This is a genomic window from Mesorhizobium sp. AD1-1 (assembly GCF_020164655.1).
GTDB lineage: Bacteria > Pseudomonadota > Alphaproteobacteria > Rhizobiales > Rhizobiaceae > Mesorhizobium > Mesorhizobium ciceri.
Genome location: NZ_JAIUGP010000006.1, coordinates 23,473 through 39,852, shown reverse-complemented (window position 1 = coordinate 39,852; position 16,380 = coordinate 23,473). Strand labels below are relative to the sequence as shown.

General features: G+C 64.4%; 14 protein-coding genes and 1 pseudogene. 6 read left to right on the top strand and 9 right to left on the bottom strand.

Translation table 11 applies throughout. The features are described from left to right. Window positions 1-45: 45 nt before the first annotated feature. A complete protein-coding gene (locus LB519_RS13490) occupies window positions 46-1,176 on the bottom strand; it encodes a glycosyltransferase family 4 protein (protein ID WP_127368454.1) in 1,131 nt (376 codons plus the stop codon). Window positions 1,177-1,186: 10 nt separating this feature from the next. Next, window positions 1,187-1,750 (bottom strand): polysaccharide biosynthesis/export family protein, encoded by a 564-nt coding sequence (locus LB519_RS13485; protein WP_013532220.1) that lies wholly within the window; start codon window positions 1,748-1,750, stop codon window positions 1,187-1,189. A gap of 260 nt (window positions 1,751-2,010) precedes the next feature. Between LB519_RS13485 and LB519_RS13480 the strand changes: the two genes are divergently transcribed. After that, entirely contained in the window at window positions 2,011-4,281 is a 2,271-nt protein-coding gene (locus LB519_RS13480; RefSeq protein WP_224620238.1) for a GumC family protein, read from the top strand. A 46-nt stretch (window positions 4,282-4,327) separates the two neighbouring features. Here LB519_RS13480 and LB519_RS13475 read toward each other — a convergent pair whose 3' ends face one another. Both LB519_RS13475 and LB519_RS13470 read right to left on the bottom strand, forming a co-directional pair. Further along, entirely contained in the window at window positions 4,328-5,164 is an 837-nt protein-coding gene (locus LB519_RS13475; RefSeq protein WP_224620237.1) for a GNAT family N-acetyltransferase, read from the bottom strand. 4 nt (window positions 5,165-5,168) lie between these two features. Further along, the gene (locus tag LB519_RS13470) at window positions 5,169-6,392 is read right to left on the bottom strand and encodes a GNAT family N-acetyltransferase (protein ID WP_224620236.1); all 1,224 of its coding nucleotides are present in this window, start codon (window positions 6,390-6,392) and stop codon (window positions 5,169-5,171) included. Window positions 6,393-6,483: 91 nt separating this feature from the next. On the opposite strand from LB519_RS13470, the gene LB519_RS13465 reads away from it, so the two are divergent. Further along, window positions 6,484-7,542, top strand: coding sequence for a polysaccharide deacetylase family protein (locus LB519_RS13465; RefSeq protein ID WP_224620235.1), 1,059 nt, complete (start codon window positions 6,484-6,486; stop codon window positions 7,540-7,542). Window positions 7,543-7,557: 15 nt separating this feature from the next. Here the strand turns inward: LB519_RS13465 and LB519_RS13460 are convergent, their stop codons facing one another. After that, window positions 7,558-7,773, bottom strand: a complete 216-nt coding sequence (locus LB519_RS13460) for a DUF2842 domain-containing protein (RefSeq protein ID WP_013532215.1) — start codon at window positions 7,771-7,773, stop codon at window positions 7,558-7,560. Between the two features lie 199 nt (window positions 7,774-7,972). Between LB519_RS13460 and LB519_RS13455 the strand changes: the two genes are divergently transcribed. Then, window positions 7,973-9,064 (top strand): COX15/CtaA family protein, encoded by a 1,092-nt coding sequence (locus LB519_RS13455; protein WP_224620234.1) that lies wholly within the window; start codon window positions 7,973-7,975, stop codon window positions 9,062-9,064. A 25-nt stretch (window positions 9,065-9,089) separates the two neighbouring features. On the opposite strand, the pseudogene LB519_RS13450 reads toward LB519_RS13455, so the two are convergent. From LB519_RS13450 to speB, 3 genes and pseudogenes are all read right to left on the bottom strand, one after another. Then, window positions 9,090-9,932, bottom strand: a pseudogene (locus tag LB519_RS13450) (aminoglycoside phosphotransferase family protein). Next, a complete protein-coding gene (gene argC / locus LB519_RS13445; RefSeq protein ID WP_013532212.1) occupies window positions 9,929-10,855 on the bottom strand; it encodes an N-acetyl-gamma-glutamyl-phosphate reductase in 927 nt (308 codons plus the stop codon). The pseudogene LB519_RS13450 and the gene argC overlap by 4 nt, the downstream one beginning before the upstream one ends. Window positions 10,856-10,885: 30 nt before the next feature. Further along, the gene (gene speB, locus LB519_RS13440; RefSeq protein ID WP_013532211.1) at window positions 10,886-11,893 is read right to left on the bottom strand and encodes an agmatinase; all 1,008 of its coding nucleotides are present in this window, start codon (window positions 11,891-11,893) and stop codon (window positions 10,886-10,888) included. A gap of 123 nt (window positions 11,894-12,016) precedes the next feature. Between speB and LB519_RS13435 the strand changes: the two genes are divergently transcribed. Further along, a complete protein-coding gene (locus LB519_RS13435; RefSeq protein ID WP_224620233.1) occupies window positions 12,017-13,225 on the top strand; it encodes an acyltransferase family protein in 1,209 nt (402 codons plus the stop codon). A gap of 96 nt (window positions 13,226-13,321) precedes the next feature. Continuing rightward, window positions 13,322-14,380, top strand: coding sequence for a glycerophosphodiester phosphodiesterase family protein (locus tag LB519_RS13430; RefSeq protein WP_224620232.1), 1,059 nt, complete (start codon window positions 13,322-13,324; stop codon window positions 14,378-14,380). A 51-nt stretch (window positions 14,381-14,431) separates the two neighbouring features. Here LB519_RS13430 and LB519_RS13425 read toward each other — a convergent pair whose 3' ends face one another. Then, window positions 14,432-15,319 (bottom strand): aldo/keto reductase family oxidoreductase, encoded by an 888-nt coding sequence (locus LB519_RS13425; protein WP_063171941.1) that lies wholly within the window; start codon window positions 15,317-15,319, stop codon window positions 14,432-14,434. 91 nt (window positions 15,320-15,410) lie between these two features. Between LB519_RS13425 and LB519_RS13420 the strand changes: the two genes are divergently transcribed. After that, window positions 15,411-16,310: a LysR family transcriptional regulator gene (locus LB519_RS13420; protein WP_224620231.1), complete on the top strand. Its 900-nt coding sequence runs from the start codon at window positions 15,411-15,413 to the stop codon at window positions 16,308-16,310. The last annotated feature ends 70 nt before the right edge of the window (window positions 16,311-16,380 follow it).

The window sequence follows — 16,380 nt, the reverse complement described above, 5'->3', positions numbered from 1 at the left end:
AACCCTTGAAACAACATACGGCTTTGGAACGGCTTGGTCCTGCGCCTACCTGTCGAGCGCGGCGAAATAGGCGTTCTCGATGTCGGCGGCCATCACATCGGCGCCGAAGCGTGCCTTGAGGTCGGCCTCATCCGGCATCAGGTCGCGATAGGCGGCCGGGTCGGCCAGCGCCTGGCTCATCCTTTCGGCGAGCTCGATCGGGTCAGGTCGGATCAGGGCAGGGGAACCGGTGTCGAATATCTCCGGAATGCCGCCGACCGCTGTTGCGATCATCGGCTTTCCCGCAGCAAGCGTTTCCAGGACGATATAGGGCATGGCTTCGGCGCGCGAAGGAACGATGATAAGCGCGGCAAGGGCAAAGGCCTCCCTGGCCGGCATCGGCGGCAGGAAGCGGACATGGCGCTCGAGCCCGAGGCGTTTCACTTGCCCGTGGTAACGCGGTAGGTCGTCGCCGTCGCCGACCATCACCGCGGTCAGCGCGCGGCCGAACCGTGGGCCGGCGAGCGCCAATGCGTCGATGAAGATGTCCGGCCCCTTCAGGTCGCGCATCATGCCGATATAAAGCAGGTCGGCTGCGTCCGGCGCGGTGATCACCGGCTCGAATTCAGTGGCGCGCAGGCCGTTATAGACGAGGGTGTTGGGAATGGGCGGCTCGCCGACCTTGTGGCGATAGGTCCGCCGCTCATAGTCCGAGACAAACAGCAGATAGTCGGTGAAGCGAGCCATGAAGCGCTCGAGCGCGAAGAACAGCTTTCCGGTGGTCGTGTTCTCGTCATAGTGGAGGGAGCCGCCATGCGGCGAATAAAGGCGGGCTACGCGAGACCTTGATACCCGCAACAACGAGCCGAACAGACGGGCATAGGCGCCACCCTTGGCGCCGTGTCCGTGCAGTACGTCCGGCCGCAATTCCTTGATGATCCTGTACGTGCGCCAGGCCGAGGCAAGGTCGCCGGGACCGACGTGGCGCTGCATCGGCGTGCGATGAATGCCGAGCGCCAGCATGTTCTTCATCTGCTCGAACAGATGTTCCTCGAACGCGCCGCCCGTCGTCGAATCGCAGACGATGCCGACGGAATGACCGGCGGCGACCTGCGCCTCGGTCAGGTCGCGCACATGCCGGAAAATTCCTCCGACGGGTGAGCGAAAGCAATGGACGATCCTGAGCCTGTCCGCCACTTGGTATCTGTCAGAACAGGCGTTCGCGGACGTAGACCGTATCGCCCGGCAGCAGCGGGTCGGAGGTGACCACGCGGCCGGTCATCACCTTGCCGTTGATGTCGCGGGTGATGTCGACGCTTTCCTGGTTGGCGCGCGGCGTGAAGCCGCCGGCAATGGCGATTGCCTTCTGCACCGTCAGGCCGGGGACGTAAGAGTATTGGCCGGCGGCACCCACTTCGCCCATGACGAAGATCGGCCGGTAGCGGTCGATCTCGACCGAAACGTCGGGATCGCGCAGATAGCCTTGCCGCAATTTGTCGGCGATCTCCTTTTCCATCTGCTGCGCGGTGTGTCCGCGCGCCGGTATGGCGCCGACAAGCGGGAAGGAGAGATAGCCGGATTGATCGACGCTGTAGGTGTTGGTCAGCCCGTCCTGCTCGAACACGGTGACGCGGACGCGATCGCCGGCGCCAAGACGGTAGGGCTGATCGAGCACCTCATGGAAGGCGGCCGGCGTCGGCCGGTAGCTGGAACAGCCAGCCAGCATCGATACGGCAAGCAGCGCGCGAAACAGGGAAGCAGTGCTTTTCATGACCGGACAAGTACCTTCGACTGGGCCGCTGCGGCGTCGCAGCAAACATCAGGGATCGAGGCCCGTTATCATCCTGTTAGGGTTAATGGCCGGTAAAGGGAGCGGCCGACACGTGGCGCATCGGCAAGAGTTTTTGCGATTTCTGGCGGTTTTGTTTGTCGCCCGCCAGTAAACCCTAACGGAAACTTACCGCGATCTTAACGGCTGAGTTACCATAGTTGTTTACGGTGCGTGCTGACCCAGTATCGGAGTAGGGATGCATGTCCGTTCAGTCCGCGGCCGCAGATGTCGATGTCGATCTCAGGCAGCTCTTCGCCAGCCTGGCGAGGAATTGGCTGCGTATAGGCCTCGTCGTCCTGTTGGCGACCGGGCTGGCCTTTGCTTTCGCCTCGCTGGCAACCCGGCACTACAAGGCCGAGACGCAGGTGGAGATCGCGCCGCGCGAATCCATCTACACGCGGCCGGCCAGCAACAACAACGACACCGACAAGCCTATTCTCGACGAGCAGGGCGTCGCCACCCAGGTCCAGATCATTTCCTCCAACGAAATCCTCAAGCAGGTCTCGCAAAAGCTTGGGCTGGAAAAACTGCCCGAGTTCAATGAAGCGCTCGACATGTCGGCGCTGAGCCGCGCTCTGGTTCTGGTCGGCCTGAAAAGCGACCCGATGGAAATTCCGACGGAAGAGCGCGTGCTCAAGAAAATGCACGAGAAGCTCAACGTCTACGGCGTCGAGAAGACCCGCATCATTGCCGTCGAGTTCTCATCGGAAGATCCCAAGCTCGCGGCCGCCATACCGGACGCCATCGCTGCCGCCTATATAGCGGGGCAAGGGGCGGCAAAGCTCGAATCGAACAGCGCCGCGGCAGACTTCCTGGCGCCCGAGATCGCCGACCTGCAGCGGCAGGTCAAGGATGCGGAGGCGAAGGTCGCCGCCTATCGCGCCCAGTCCGATCTTCTGATGGGTGGCAACAATTCGGTGCTGGCCACCCAGCAGCTTTCGGAACTGTCGAGCGAACTGTCGAAAGTGCGCGCCAACCGCGCTGCGGCCGAAGCGACCGCCGACGGTGTGCGCAGGGCGCTGCAGAATGGCGGTTCGCTGGACGCAGTGCCGGAGGTTCTGTCGTCGGACCTGATCCAGCGCTTGCGTGAGCGACAGGTCGAATTGCGCTCCAACATCGCCGATCTGTCGACGACGCTGCTTGGAAATCATCCGCGCATTCGCGCGCTGAAATCGCAACTGTCCGATCTCGACGCGCAGATCCGCAGCGAGGCCCAGAAGATCATGAAAGGCCTGTTGATGCAGGCCGAGACGGCAAAGGCCCGCGAGAACCAGCTCGTCGCCGACGTCAACACATTGAAAGCCGCTTCGGCGCAGGCCGGCGAACAACAGGTCGACCTCGACGCACTGCAGCGCGACGCGACCGCCAAGCGGCAGCAACTCGAACTCTACCTGACCAACTACCGCGAAGCCGCTTCGCGCCAGGACCGCAACTATCTGCCGGTCGACGCCCGGATCGCCTCGAAGGCGTCGGTTCCCTCCGAGGCCTATTTCCCGAAGGTGGGGCCCATCGTCGGCGCGGCTTTCGCCGCATCGCTGCTGATCATGGCCATCGTGACGCTTCTGCGGGAGCTGTTCTCAGGCCGCGCGATGCGGCCGGCGAGCGGTTCCCGTTTCGAACGGATCGATGAGGTCGCGATGCCCCATGTGGCGCAGACGCCGGCCGCCAAGCCATTTGTCCGCCCCGAGCCTGCCGTCTTCCAGGAACCCTTCATTCACCAGGAACTGCCTGAACCTGCGCATGAAGCCGATGCGGAGCCTTATGCCGCTGCGATGCCGGCCATGGCCGAGGCGCCGGATGTGGTCGCAATGCCCGCTACGGCGGCGACAGAGCAGACGGTTGTCGAGCCCGAACCGGCGCGCTCCACCCTGGGCGAGATCGACATCGAAAGGGCTGCCGAAAAGCTGATCTCAAGCGGTGCGGCGCGCGCCATATTCGTCTCGCCGGAAGGCGACGAGGCGGCTGCATCGGCGATCCTGGTGGCGCGCGAAGTCGCCGACGCCGGGCTGCGCGTGCTGTTGCTGGACCTCACCGCGTCGGGGGCCGCCTCGCGGCCGATGCTGGACAGCGGACTTTTTCCCGGCATCACCAACCTGCTCGCTTCGGAAGCGCAGTTCAGTGACGTCATCCATGCCGATCTCTACTCGGACTGTCACGTCATTCCGGTCGGAACCGCCGATCCGGTCCGCGCCATGCGCGCCGCCGACCGGCTGCCGATCATCATGCAATCGCTGACAACGGCTTATGATCTGGTCGTGGTCGAATGCGGACCAGCCGACGCGCAGGGCATCGGCCGTCTGACCGGCGACGCCACCGAGGTCTTTCTCTCCATGCTGGAGGCCGACGACGAGGTGACGCAGGCTGCCGTCAAGCTGATCGAGAACGGCTATCCCGACCTGACGCTGGTGACGCCGCTCGGCCACGAACCGCCCGGCAATCCGGTGCCGGGACGGCGCACTGCCGCCGCCTGAGAGAGCCGCGGATCGCCTGGCGGAGCCGTTCGGCGGTTCGCCCGATCTAGCCCAGTTCCAGGGTCGTTACGCCGAACACCCTTTGCCGGTCCAGTTCCGGGGCAGGCCCCTTGTACATGCGCCTGGTGGTGAAGGTCGGCGCAAAGCCGGCCGCATCGAGCGCAGTTATGAAACCGGTGTTATCGGCGGGGACGTCGATATGCAGCTCGCCGCCCTCACAGGCACCGGCCAGTCCCTCCAGGAGTTGCAAAGCGATTTCCATGTCGTCGGCAAACAGCGGGCCGATCTTGAAGCCGGATCGACACCGGCGCGCCACGCCAAAGCCAGTGACGCCGCGCGAACCGATTGCCGCCAACCCATGATGCGGTTCTTGCAGCCATCGCTGCAGGAAGGCCCGCCGCGGCGCCGGAAAACAATGGGCGTCATAGGCGACGACATCGGACAGGAGTTGCGTTGTAATCGTCCGCAACCCATCGGCCCTGGCCGCCGGGCCTGCCTTGCGCCCGGTGAAGCGGACGGTCTCGTAGGCCGGCGCGAAGCCCTTGCGCCGGTAATTGGCCTGCTGCTCGGCGACGCCGTCGAGGCCGACGGTCCGGCCTGCAAGCCTTGTCATGCCGGCGTCCCACACCGTCTTGCCGTAGCCCATGCCGCGCATGTCAGGCCGGGAGATGTAGAGGCCGATGAAGCCGAATTCGCTGCCATAGGCCACGGCCGAAATTGCCGCGACCATGTCGTCGCCGACAAAGGCGCCGATGAAGCCTTCGGGGTCCGCCGCCTGGAGCATCGCCGGGTCTTCAAGACCCGGATTCCAGCCTTCCGCGGCTGCCCAGTCGACGAGAAGCGCCAGTTCCTGCAGGGACAGTGTGCGGATGATCGGCGTCATTACGTTAGCTATCTTCTTCCGAGGGCGCCGCCTGGCCGGCGGCTTTGCGGCGCAGTACCTTGGTCAGCTTCCAGATCGTCGGGCTGTTCTTGACGAAGGCTTTCAGCCGCGCGCCTTGCCGAAGCGTCAGCGCCAGCATGCGGCCCTTCACGGTCAAGGGGACCAGCACTTCGAAATGCCGCGTTTCGATATCGCACCACAGCCGCTTGTAAGGCTCATCTCCTACCGAAAAGTCATACACCTCGAAACCGGTCTCGCAGGCTTCCTGGATGTTGTCGAAGAACAGGAAGTCGCCGGGGCTGGCGTGCCCGAGATCGTCCTCGGCGATCGCTCCGAATTCGCAGATCAGGCGTTTGCCCGAGCGGCTTGAACCGGTAATGGCGCGCAGCTTACCGGCAACCTCGAGCCCGTGCAGCACGAAGGAAGGCTTGTCCTCGCTAAGTGCTTGCGAAAACAGCGCGCGGAAGAAGCCGCGCACCTGCGCGTCGCCGAAGACGTTGGCGATGCCCATCTTGCGGAAGCGGAGTTCCTTCATCTCGAAGAAGGCGTCGAGCAGCCTGTCGACCTCGTCGGGGGTGCGGGCCTCGATGCGCCGGTGGCTGCCGACGGTCTCGAATTTCCGGATCTGCGACCGGTGCTTCTTGCGTTTGCGTTTGCCGCTGGCGCGAGAAAGCAGCGCATCGAAGCCGCCGGCGAGATCGACGGCCAGCGACAGATTGGGGCTGGAAAAATGGTCAAGCGATGCGAGCGGATTGGCGACGCCCTCGAGATCGGGCAGCAACCGCTCGAGCGCGACCAGATCGATGTCCGGGCGTGCCTCGGCGATGGCCGCCAGCACCGACCGGAGGGCCGGCATATCCACCTTGGCCAGCCAGTTCGGGTCCGCGGCGACGAAGTTGCCGTTGGCGTGGCGCCCACCCATGAAGCGGGCGATCCGGAACGGCCCCTTCGAGGCAACCTCCAGCGCCAGCGAAAAAACCGGTTTGCCCTCGGCACTCAGCGTCGCGACGAGCAGGTCCGGTCGTGTCTCGGCCGCCCAGTTCAGGATCCAGGCAGCACTCTGCGCCGGACCAAACAGAGCCGAGCGGCAGAACTCGGCATAGGCCGCCAGTCCGTCCGTGGACGCCACCGAGATCGACAGGCCGGCACGGTCCCGTGGCAAGGCGCGCGACGATGCCTCGGTTGCCGCAAGCCGATTGCCGTCAAATGACGCAGTTGCGTCAACCATACCTCAATCCTTAGGGCGTATTGGTCGCGATTTGGGGGTTCGCATAGGCGCATTCCGTGCTTGGATCAGCCTAGGCGCAAAAGGTGAATGAATGATCGACGGCGGGGAGGCAATCCGGAAACTGGCGCTGAACGTCGCCCGCTATACCGGCCTTGCACCGCTGGCCAAGCCGTTCATCGGCGGCATTGGCGCCATCCTGATGCTGCACCGTGTTACCGCGACGCCGGAAAAGCCGGACGGCGTCAACCGGCATCTGAATATCGCGCCCGGGTTCCTCGATGCCATGATCGCCGACATGAAGGCGCATGGCTATGCCTTCGTCTCCATGGACGAAGCCGTCGAGCGCATCAAGGCGGGCGGCAAAGGCGGTCAGTTTGCCACGATCACCGCCGACGATGCCTATCGCGACAATATGGTCGAGGCGCTGCCGGTGCTGGAGAAGCACGGCGCGCCGATGACCATCTATGTCGCGCCCGGGCTGATCAACGGCACAGCCGACCTGTGGTGGGACGTTGTCGAGGACATCGTCAACGCGCGCGATACCTTGATGCTGACGCGGCCGAATGGTCCGCTGTCGATCGATTGCTCGACCCCCGCGAAGAAGCTGCAGGCCAATGCACGCCTGCACGCCTATCTCACCTCCGAAATCCGCGAGGAGGACCTGCAGGCGGTGTTGCGCGATCTGGCTCGCGCAAATGGCATCGACGCCGACGGTCCGCGCCTGCGGACACTGATGAACTGGGACGAAATCCGCCGCATCGCCGCGCATCCGCTGGTGACGATCGGCGCCCATACGATCAACCACAGCAATCTGAAGCGGCTCTCCGAAGCCGATGCCCGGCACGAGATCGGCGCCGTGCGCGCCATGTTGCTGGCCGAACTGGGCGAAGAGCCCCGCCATTTCGCTTACCCCTATGGCTATGCGAGTGCCGTAGGCTGTCGCGAAGTCGGCTTTGCCCGTGACGCAGGCTACACCTCTGCCGTGACGACGCGCCACGGCGTGCTGCGCGCCGAACATGCCGGGTTCCTGCATGCTTTGCCGCGCATTTCCGTCAACGGCCGCTATCAGAGCCTCGCCCACATTCGCACCATGTTGTCGGGCGTGACGACGCCGCTCGCCAATGCCGGCAAGATGGTCGTCACCATCTGACGCTGGCGGTTTCGCCTAGCGCTTGGCCCTCGGCTCCAGCATCAGCCATTTGATGATGCCCATTGCCGGCAGCACCCAGAGCAGGCCGCTGAGCAGGAAGAACAGGAAATGCACCCACGGACCCGACTCCGACAGCCGGGCGACCGCGAAGATCGATGCGACCAGCGCATAGATGATGACCAGCGCCACCAGCAGAAACATTCCGATCAGCTTTTTCAGGCGCAGGGGCATGGTTGGTCTCCTGATCGAGCATGCCGGAATTTGCACAGGCGGCCTGGCAGGCTCAAGGGGGTAACGGCCTCGCATAGGCCTTGAGGCGAGACTGCGCAACCGGTGAGACGCGGCGCGACGGCGTGCCGCGCCGGATGGTCTTGCCAGCACGGGTGCGATGGTCCACCAATCCGCCAAATCAACCTGCCGGGACAAGATCATGGCTGCCATATCAGCTGCCGCGCCATACGTCGCCCGCGACCGCGACCTGCATAACCGGGCGCTGCTGCGCGCCTGGCTCTATGTGGTGCTTCTGGTGCTGTTTGCGCTGGTGCTGGTCGGCGGCGCCACCAGGCTCACCGATTCCGGCCTGTCGATTACGCAGTGGAAGCCGATCCATGGCGTAATCCCGCCGCTCAACGATGCCGAATGGCAGGAGGAATTCCAGCTCTATCAGCAGATCCCGCAATATGCCGAGCTCAACAAGGGCATGAGCATCGAAGCGTTCAAATCGATCTTCTGGTGGGAATGGGCGCATCGCATCCTGGCGCGCAGCGTCGGCCTGGTCTTCGCCTTGCCGCTGCTGTTTTTCTGGGCAACGCGCCGCATCGAGCGCGGCCTGGGTCCGAAACTCGTGGGCATTCTGCTGCTTGGCGGCCTGCAAGGCGCCATCGGCTGGTGGATGGTGGCCTCTGGCCTGGTCGACCGGGTCTCCGTCAGCCAGTACCGGCTGGCGACCCACCTGACGCTTGCCGCGCTGATCTTCACCGCCACCATGGTGGTCGCGCGGGGCCTGGCGCCGCATTCCGAGCCTGCCGCCGATAGGTCGACGCAGAGGCTGGCCGGCTTCATCGTGCTGCTGGCGCTGATCCAGATCTATCTCGGCGGCCTGGTCGCCGGGCTCGATGCGGGCCTGAGCTACAACACCTGGCCGCTGATGGACGGCAAGATCATTCCCGGCGATCTGCTGATCCTCGAGCCGGCATGGCGCAACTTCTTCGAGAGCCCGAAGACGGTGCAGTTCGTCCATCGGCTTGGCGCTTACACGGTATTCGTCGTGGCCTTGTGGCACATGATCGCCACGCGCCGGCGGCTGCCAGGCTCGACGCATGCGCGCCGCGCGACGCTGCTGTTTCTACTGGTGCTGGCGCAGGCCTCGATCGGCATCGGCACGCTGCTCATGCATGTGCCGCTGCATATGGCGCTGACCCATCAGGGGTTTGCGCTGATCGTGCTGGGCTTTGCAGCAGCCCATTGGCGTGGCACCAAGGGCGCCTATCCCTTGCCGACGGGGATAGCGCTCAGGGGCTGATCCCGAGCCGATCTACTGGGTCGGATCAGAAGCCTGCCCGCACCGCCCGGATCGCCTTGACGATCGACAATTCGCGATTCTCCTCGACCGCATTGTCGTCCTCGTGATGCCAGGACGCCGACAGTCATCCACAGGCAATGGCATGATCGAGGATAGCGGTCGGTGTCTGGCTCAGTGTTCTGGCAAAGATCTCGGCCATATCAGCGATCCGCTCCGGATCGAGGCAGAGATCGTCCCGGTCGAGCGGGTTGTAGAACATGTTCGCCGCGTCGAAGCCGGGATCGCCGAGCACGCCCTTCGGATCGATCGCCAGCCAGCCGCGCGGCCCGTGCAGGATGTTTTCGTGATGCAGATCGCCATGCAGGGGCCTGATGTCTTGCGGATCGGCCAGCAGCCGCTCGGCGATGACGGCTGCCTCGACATAGAGGCTGTCAAGGCCGGCGTCGCGATCGGTATTCGCCTTGTCGAACAGGCTGGCGAAGCGTTCCCGGAGCGGCTGAAGCTCGGACGGGTAGGGGGCTTTCCCCCGTGAAAACAGTTTTGCCATCACCTCCGCCGCGATTGCGGTCGCGGCAAAGTCGCCCTGTTCGTCGAGAACCTGCTGCAGCAGGGTTTCACCGGCATATTCGAGCAGCATGCTGTGGCCGTCGCGGCCGAGCAGACGCACCGCGCCTTCGCCGCGCCGCCAGGCGAGATAGTGCTCTCCGCGCAACTCGTCGGCGACGTCATCGAAAGGCTTCAGCGCCTTGACGATCGCCGGCGATCCGTCTTCGCGCAAAACCTTCCAGATGCGGCTCGAAAAGGTCTCGGCAATAAGTTCGGGCGCGCTGACTTTCCAGCGCGCCGGAAAGGCTGGCGTGTCCATCAGAGGCCGAGCATCAGATCCATGTTCTGGACGGCGGCACCCGAGGCGCCCTTGCCGAGATTGTCGTAGACCGCCAGCAGCAGGGCCTGCGCCCGTTTGTCGTTGGCGAAGACATAGACCTTCATCCGGTTGGTGCCGTTGTAGATCTCCGGATCGATCTCCGGCATGCGCTCCGAATGCGCATAGGGCGCCACCTCGACCACACCGCCCTTGATGGCGGCGAAATGGTCGGCAATCGCCGCATGCAGCTCCGCACCGGTCGGCACATGGTCGAGGCCGCCGAGTTGCAATGGCACCACGGTGATCATGCCTTGCGCGAAATTGCCGACCGCCGGCTGCATGATCGGATCATGCGACAGCCTTGCATAGGCCCTCAATTCCGGCACGTGCTTGTGCTGCAGGGTGAGGCCGTAAGGCAGGAATTCCGAGGCGTCCTCGCCCTTGGCGACGTAGTCCTCGATCATCGGCCGTCCGCCGCCGGAATAGCCCGAAATGCCGTTGACGGTGATCGGAAAATCGGCCGGCAGCAGGCCTGCTGTGACCAGCGGCCGTAGCGTCGCGATCGGTCCCTGCGGCCAGCAGCCTGGGTTGGCGACGCGCTTTGCCGAGGCAATCGCCTTTGCCTGGTCCTTGTCCATCTCGGCGAAACCATACGCCCAGCCCTCCGCCACGCGATGCGCGGTCGACGCATCGATGACCCTGGTGGTGTCGTTGGCGATCAGCGAGACGCTTTCCTTCGCCGCGTCGTCGGGCAGGCACAGGATAGCGACATCGGCGGCATTGAGGAACTCGGCACGTGCCGCCGTTTCCTTGCGACGCTCGGTGGGGATGGAAATGATCTCCAGATCACCGCGCTCGGCAAGCAGCGCCCTGATCTGCAGGCCGGTGGTGCCGTGTTCGCCGTCGATGAAGATTTTCGGTTTCATGGGTTGTTCAAATTCCCTGAGTTTTCAAGACTATATGCCCTGACCCTGAATCACTGCGGCACCATTGTGATTGCCGTTGTTCAGCTCTTCAAGCCGGGCTTTCCGTTCAGCAAGCAGACCGAGATATTGCATGGCCACCATCGAGCCGGCGATTGCCGTTATATCGGCGTGATCATAGGCCGGCGCAACCTCTACGACATCGGCGCCGACAATATCGATCTGGTTGAGCTGGCGCAGCGTCGACAGGATCTTGGCCGAGGACGGCCCGCCGGCAACCGGCGTGCCTGTGCCGGGCGCATAGGCCGGATCGAGGCAGTCGATGTCGAAGGTGAGATAGGTCTTCTTGCCGCCGGTGCGGTCGACAATGGCGTAGGCAATGTCGGACGCCCGCATCTCCTCGATTTCATGGCCATGGAGGATCTTGATGCCGAAAGTGTCGGGCGCATGGGTGCGGATGCCGATCTGGATCGACCGGTCGGGATCGATGATGCCTTCCTTGACGGCGCGACCGACGAAGGAGCCGTGGTCGATGCGCTTGCCGTCGTCCGGCCAGGTGTCCTGGTGGGCGTCGAACTGCACCAAAGCGAGCGGACCATGGATGGCGGCATGCGCCTTGAGCAGTGGCCAGGTGACGAAATGATCGCCGCCGAGCGTCAACAGGAAGGCGCCTGATTTGAGGATCTTCGCCGCTTCGCGCTCGATCGTGCCGGGCGTCTTCTGATGGTTGCCCGAATCGAGCAGGCAATCGCCGTAATCGACGACCGCCAGATGCTCGAACAGATCGCGTGAAAAGGGATACTGCGGGTCGTTGTCGAGGATCGCCGAGGCACGGCGGATCGCCTGCGGCCCGAAGCGGGCGCCAGGCCGGTTGGTGACGGCGGCATCGAAGGGAATACCCCACACCACCGCATCCGCGCCCTTCACGTCCTTGGTGTATTTGCGCCGCATGAACGACAGCGCGCCGGAATAGGTCGGCTCAAACGCGGCGCCCGTTTTGGAACGGGCGGTGAAGGCGTTGTCGATGGTGTGGTTCGCCATTACGGATCCTCGTTTTTCATCGGGTTGCAACAACTACAGAACCGGCACGGAAGATGCCAGTCATAGCTTGGCGAGACGGAATGGCGCTGCCCGAGTGCCACGGCAAGACAGGATTGTATCATCATGACGCAGACCGCGTTTCTCAACCCCACCCGTGCCGCGGCGTCGACCCACACCGGCACGGTCGCCGGCGAACGCTTCCTGGTCCTCGATTCGTGGCGCGGCATCTGCGCGCTTCTGGTGGCGCTGTTTCACTTTCCTACCGGTTCGACGATTTCGCAAAGCGCCTTCATCGGTTCGTCCTACCTGTTCGTCGATTTCTTCTTCGTCCTTTCCGGCTTCGTCATCGCCAGCAGCTACGGCGATCGGCTCAACCAGCCGGGACAGGTCGCGCGTTTCGCCCTGGTCCGTTTCGGCCGCATCTACCCGCTGCATCTGCTCATGCTTGCCGCCTTCGCCGGTTTCGAGCTGCTGCGGCTGATGCTGCCGCAATTGCACGGCACGGGGGCTGCCCCCTTCACCGGCGGCTTCGACCTCAACAGCCTGCTTGCCAATCTCCTTCTGCTGCAGGGTGTCGGCTTCGAGGATCAATTGACCTGGAATGCGCCGAGCTGGAGCATTTCGGCCGAGTTCTTCGCCTATCTCCTGTTTGCCGGCGTGGTCTTCGTCGCCGGCGCGCGCGCCTGGATATGGTTCGTCGCGGCCGCCGTCACCGCGCCGCTGTTCCTGCTCGGCTTCTCGACCCATCATATGGATGTGTCCTTCGATTTCGGCTTCATCCGTTGCCTGTACGGCTTCTCGCTCGGCGCCTTGCTGGCCTGGTTTCAGCATGATTCCATTGCAGGGGCGCGACAGGCTCTCGCCAGGGGCGGCCCGCGCATGGACTGGACCCTTGCCGAAATCGTCATGGTGGCCGTCATCGTGCTTTTCGTTTCGCTGGCGGGCGACAATGACTTCGGCATCGCGGCACCCCTGGTGTTCGCGCTGGCGCTGTTTCTGTTCGCCCATGAGGGTGGCTGGATCAGCGCCTTGCTCAGAGCCCCGTTCATGCTGACGCTCGGCGCGCTGTCCTATTCGATCTACATGGTCCACATCTTCGTCCAGGCGCGCCTGATCAACGTCGCCGGGCTCGTCGAGCGCAAGCTCGGCCTTGGCCTGATCGGCGACTTCATGCTGCGCGGCCAGCCTGCCACCGGCTTCGGTGCCGGCTGGACGGGGGCGGTGGCGATCGTCGTCATGCTCGCCGCTACCATTGCCGCCTCCTGGATCACCTGGCGTTTTGTCGAGATGCCGGCCATGGCGTGGTTCCGCAGGCTCTCGATACGCATCTGACGCACCTGCTGCGAGTATTCCGCTAGCCGGCTTCGTTCACCCAGATGTCACGGGCGTCGCCTATCCGGGTGTCGATCCGGCAAGGAGCGATTCTCGATGCGGACCATCTGGCTGAGTTTTCTGCTTTACACGGCCGTGGCAGCCGCCTCTGGCCAGGCCTTGGCCGGCGAGACCCGCGCCAGACAGATCCTCGACCGCTTCGAGCATGCCAACCAATGGCGCGATCACGTCATGGTGGCTGCGCATCGCGCCGGCAGCATGCAGGCCGGCAAGACGCTCTACGCGGAAAATTCGATTGCCGCCGTGGAGGGCTCGATCGCCATGGGCGCCGAAATCGTCGAGGTCGACATCAGGCGCTCGAAGGACGGCGAGTTCGTCGTCATGCATGACAGCTGGCTCGACCGCACCACGACCTGCAAGGGCGAGGTGGTCATGTACACGCTGGCCGAACTGAAGACATGCCGGCTGGTGGTCGAGGGCACCGGTGCGGCGACAGGTGAAACAGTCTCGACGCTGCACGAGATGCTGATGGCGACCAGAAACCGCATCCTCATCAACCTCGACAACAAGCTCGACGTCGGCGCCCTCCCGGGCATGATTGCGGTCGCTCGCGGTCTCGGCATGGCCGAACAGGTCATCGTCAAGGAGAACCTGTGGAATTCACAACGGATTTCCACGGTCAAGGCCGCCATGGAGACCATTGGCGGCGGCTTCCAGTTCATGCCGATCATCGCCGATGACGCGGTGCATGACGCCGGTTTCGCCGGGACGGTCGACCGCGCCTTCTCGCCGCGCGCGATCGAGTTGATCAACTGGCGGGCAGGCGCCGAGATGCTGACCGAGACGGGCGGGCCGCTGTTCAGCACGCGCATGCGCGCGGCCGCTGTGAGGGGCAACTGGCACATCTGGGCCGACACCTACGCCATCGCCAACAAACCGGGCGGCTTCCTCGCCGGCGGCCGCGGCGACGAACTGGCGGTGCAGGCCAGCCTGCCGCGCGAAAGCTGGGGTTTCTGGGCCGATCGCGGCGCCACCATCATCCAGACCGACGAGCCGAAGGCGGCAATCGACTGGCTGGCCGCGAATGGTTTTCGCGTGCCTTATGCCGACGAGGCGCGGCCGGTTGAGCCGGCGAATACGGCGAGCATCAATTAAGCGGCGGCTGACGCTGCCAATCTCCCTCACGAGGGGGGAGATTGGTTAGCTTCAAGCCGCTAGCGCCACGCCGTCCAGTTCGCTGAGCGCATCCTGTGGCAATTCCAGTTCAGCCGCAGCGAGGTTCTCCCTGAGATGCCCGACCGACGATGTGCCGGGGATCAGCAGGATGTTGGGCGCGCGGCGCAGCAGCCAGGCGAGCGCGACCTGCATTGGCGTGGCGCCGAGGCGCGCCGCGATTTCCGACAGGGTGGAGGATTGCAGCGGGTTGAAGCCGCCGAGCGGGAAGAACGGCACATAGGCGATGCCATCGCGGGCAAGATCGTCGATCAGGGCATCGTCGCCGCGATGCGCCAGATTGTACTGGTTCTGCACGCAGACGATCTCGGCGATCCCCCGTCCTTGCGCGATCTGCGCCGGCGTCACGTTGCTCAGCCCGATGTGCCTGACCAGACCCTGTTGTTGGAGCTCGGCCAGCACGGTAAGCGGCGCTTCGATCGATCCTTCGGCGGGGCCATGGGTATCGAACATGATGCGTAGGTTGACGACGTCGAGCACCTCGAGCCCGAGATTGCTGAGATTGTCGTGCACCGCCTGGGTCAGCGCTTCCGCGGAAAAGGCCGGCAGCCACGATCCATCCGCGCCGCGCCGGGCACCGATCTTGGTGACGATGACGAGATCTTGGGGGTAGGGCGCCAGCGCCTCGCGGATCAGCCGGTTGGTGACGTGCGGACCGTAGAAGTCGCTGGTGTCGATATGGTCGACGCCTTGCGCAATCGCCTCGCGCAGCACGGCCAATGCCGCGTCATGATCCTTGGGCGGCCCGAACACGCCGGGTCCCGCGAGTTGCATGGCACCGTAGCCGAGCCGCTTCACGGTGCGGCTGCCAAGCTTGAAGGTGGCGGGGGCGAAGGTGCCGGATTGTTGGATGTTGGGCATGATTGATCTCCTATGAGGAGGCAGAGATAGGCGCTGCCCAACCTCGTGATAATCCGGTACAATCCACACAGGCCGTGCGGAATGGCGAACAATGATGGACCTCAGCGATCTGAATGCCTTCGTGGCGGTGGCGGGCGCCGGCGGCTTTCGCGACGGCGCGCGTGCGAGCGGCGGCAGCGCCTCCGGCCTGAGTGAGGCGGTGCGTCGCCTGGAAGTGCAGCTCGGTGTCAGGCTGTTCAACCGCACGACGCGCAGCGTTGTCCCGACCGAGGCGGGCCTCAGCCTGCTGGAGCGGCTCGGCCCTGCGCTGTCGGAGGTGGAGGCGGCGCTGGACGTGGTGAACGGCTTTCGCGACAGGCCGGCTGGCTCGTTGCGTCTCAACGTGCCGGTCAGTGCTGCGCGGCTGATATTGCCCGATATCGTGCCGGGTTTCCTCGCCGCCTATCCCGGTATCCGGCTGGAGGTGATCGCCGACGAGAACTTCGTCGACGTGCTGGCGGCCGGCTGCGATGCCGGCATCCGCTATGACGAGCGGCTGGAGCAGGACATGATCGCGGTGCCGATCGGACCGCGCGTGCAGCGTTTCGCCACGGCCGCCAGCCCTGCCTATCTTGATCGCCATGGCCGCCCGCAACACCCGAGCGACCTGCTTGGCCACTCCTGCGTGCGTGGGCGCTTTGCCAGCGGTGCGATGCTGCCGTGGGAATTCGAGCGAGACGGCGAGGTGGTGCGGGTCGATCCGACAGGCCCCTTGATCGTGCGGATCGGCGGGGCGACGGATCTTGCCGTCGACGCGGCTATTGCCGGCACCGGCATCATCGGCCTGTTCGAGGGCTGGCTGCGCCCTTACTTCGACAGCGGCGCTCTTGAGCCCGTGCTCGAACCGTGGTGGCAGAGTTTTCCCGGACCGTTTCTCTATTATCCCGGCCGGCGCCTGGTTCCGGCCCCGCTGCGGGCGTTCATCGACTATATCAAGGGCGGCAAGGCCTGACCTGTTTTCCGGCGCCATCATCCCACCCGGCGCTCCGCGCCGACCTTCCCATTGAGGGAGGTAGGGCGCC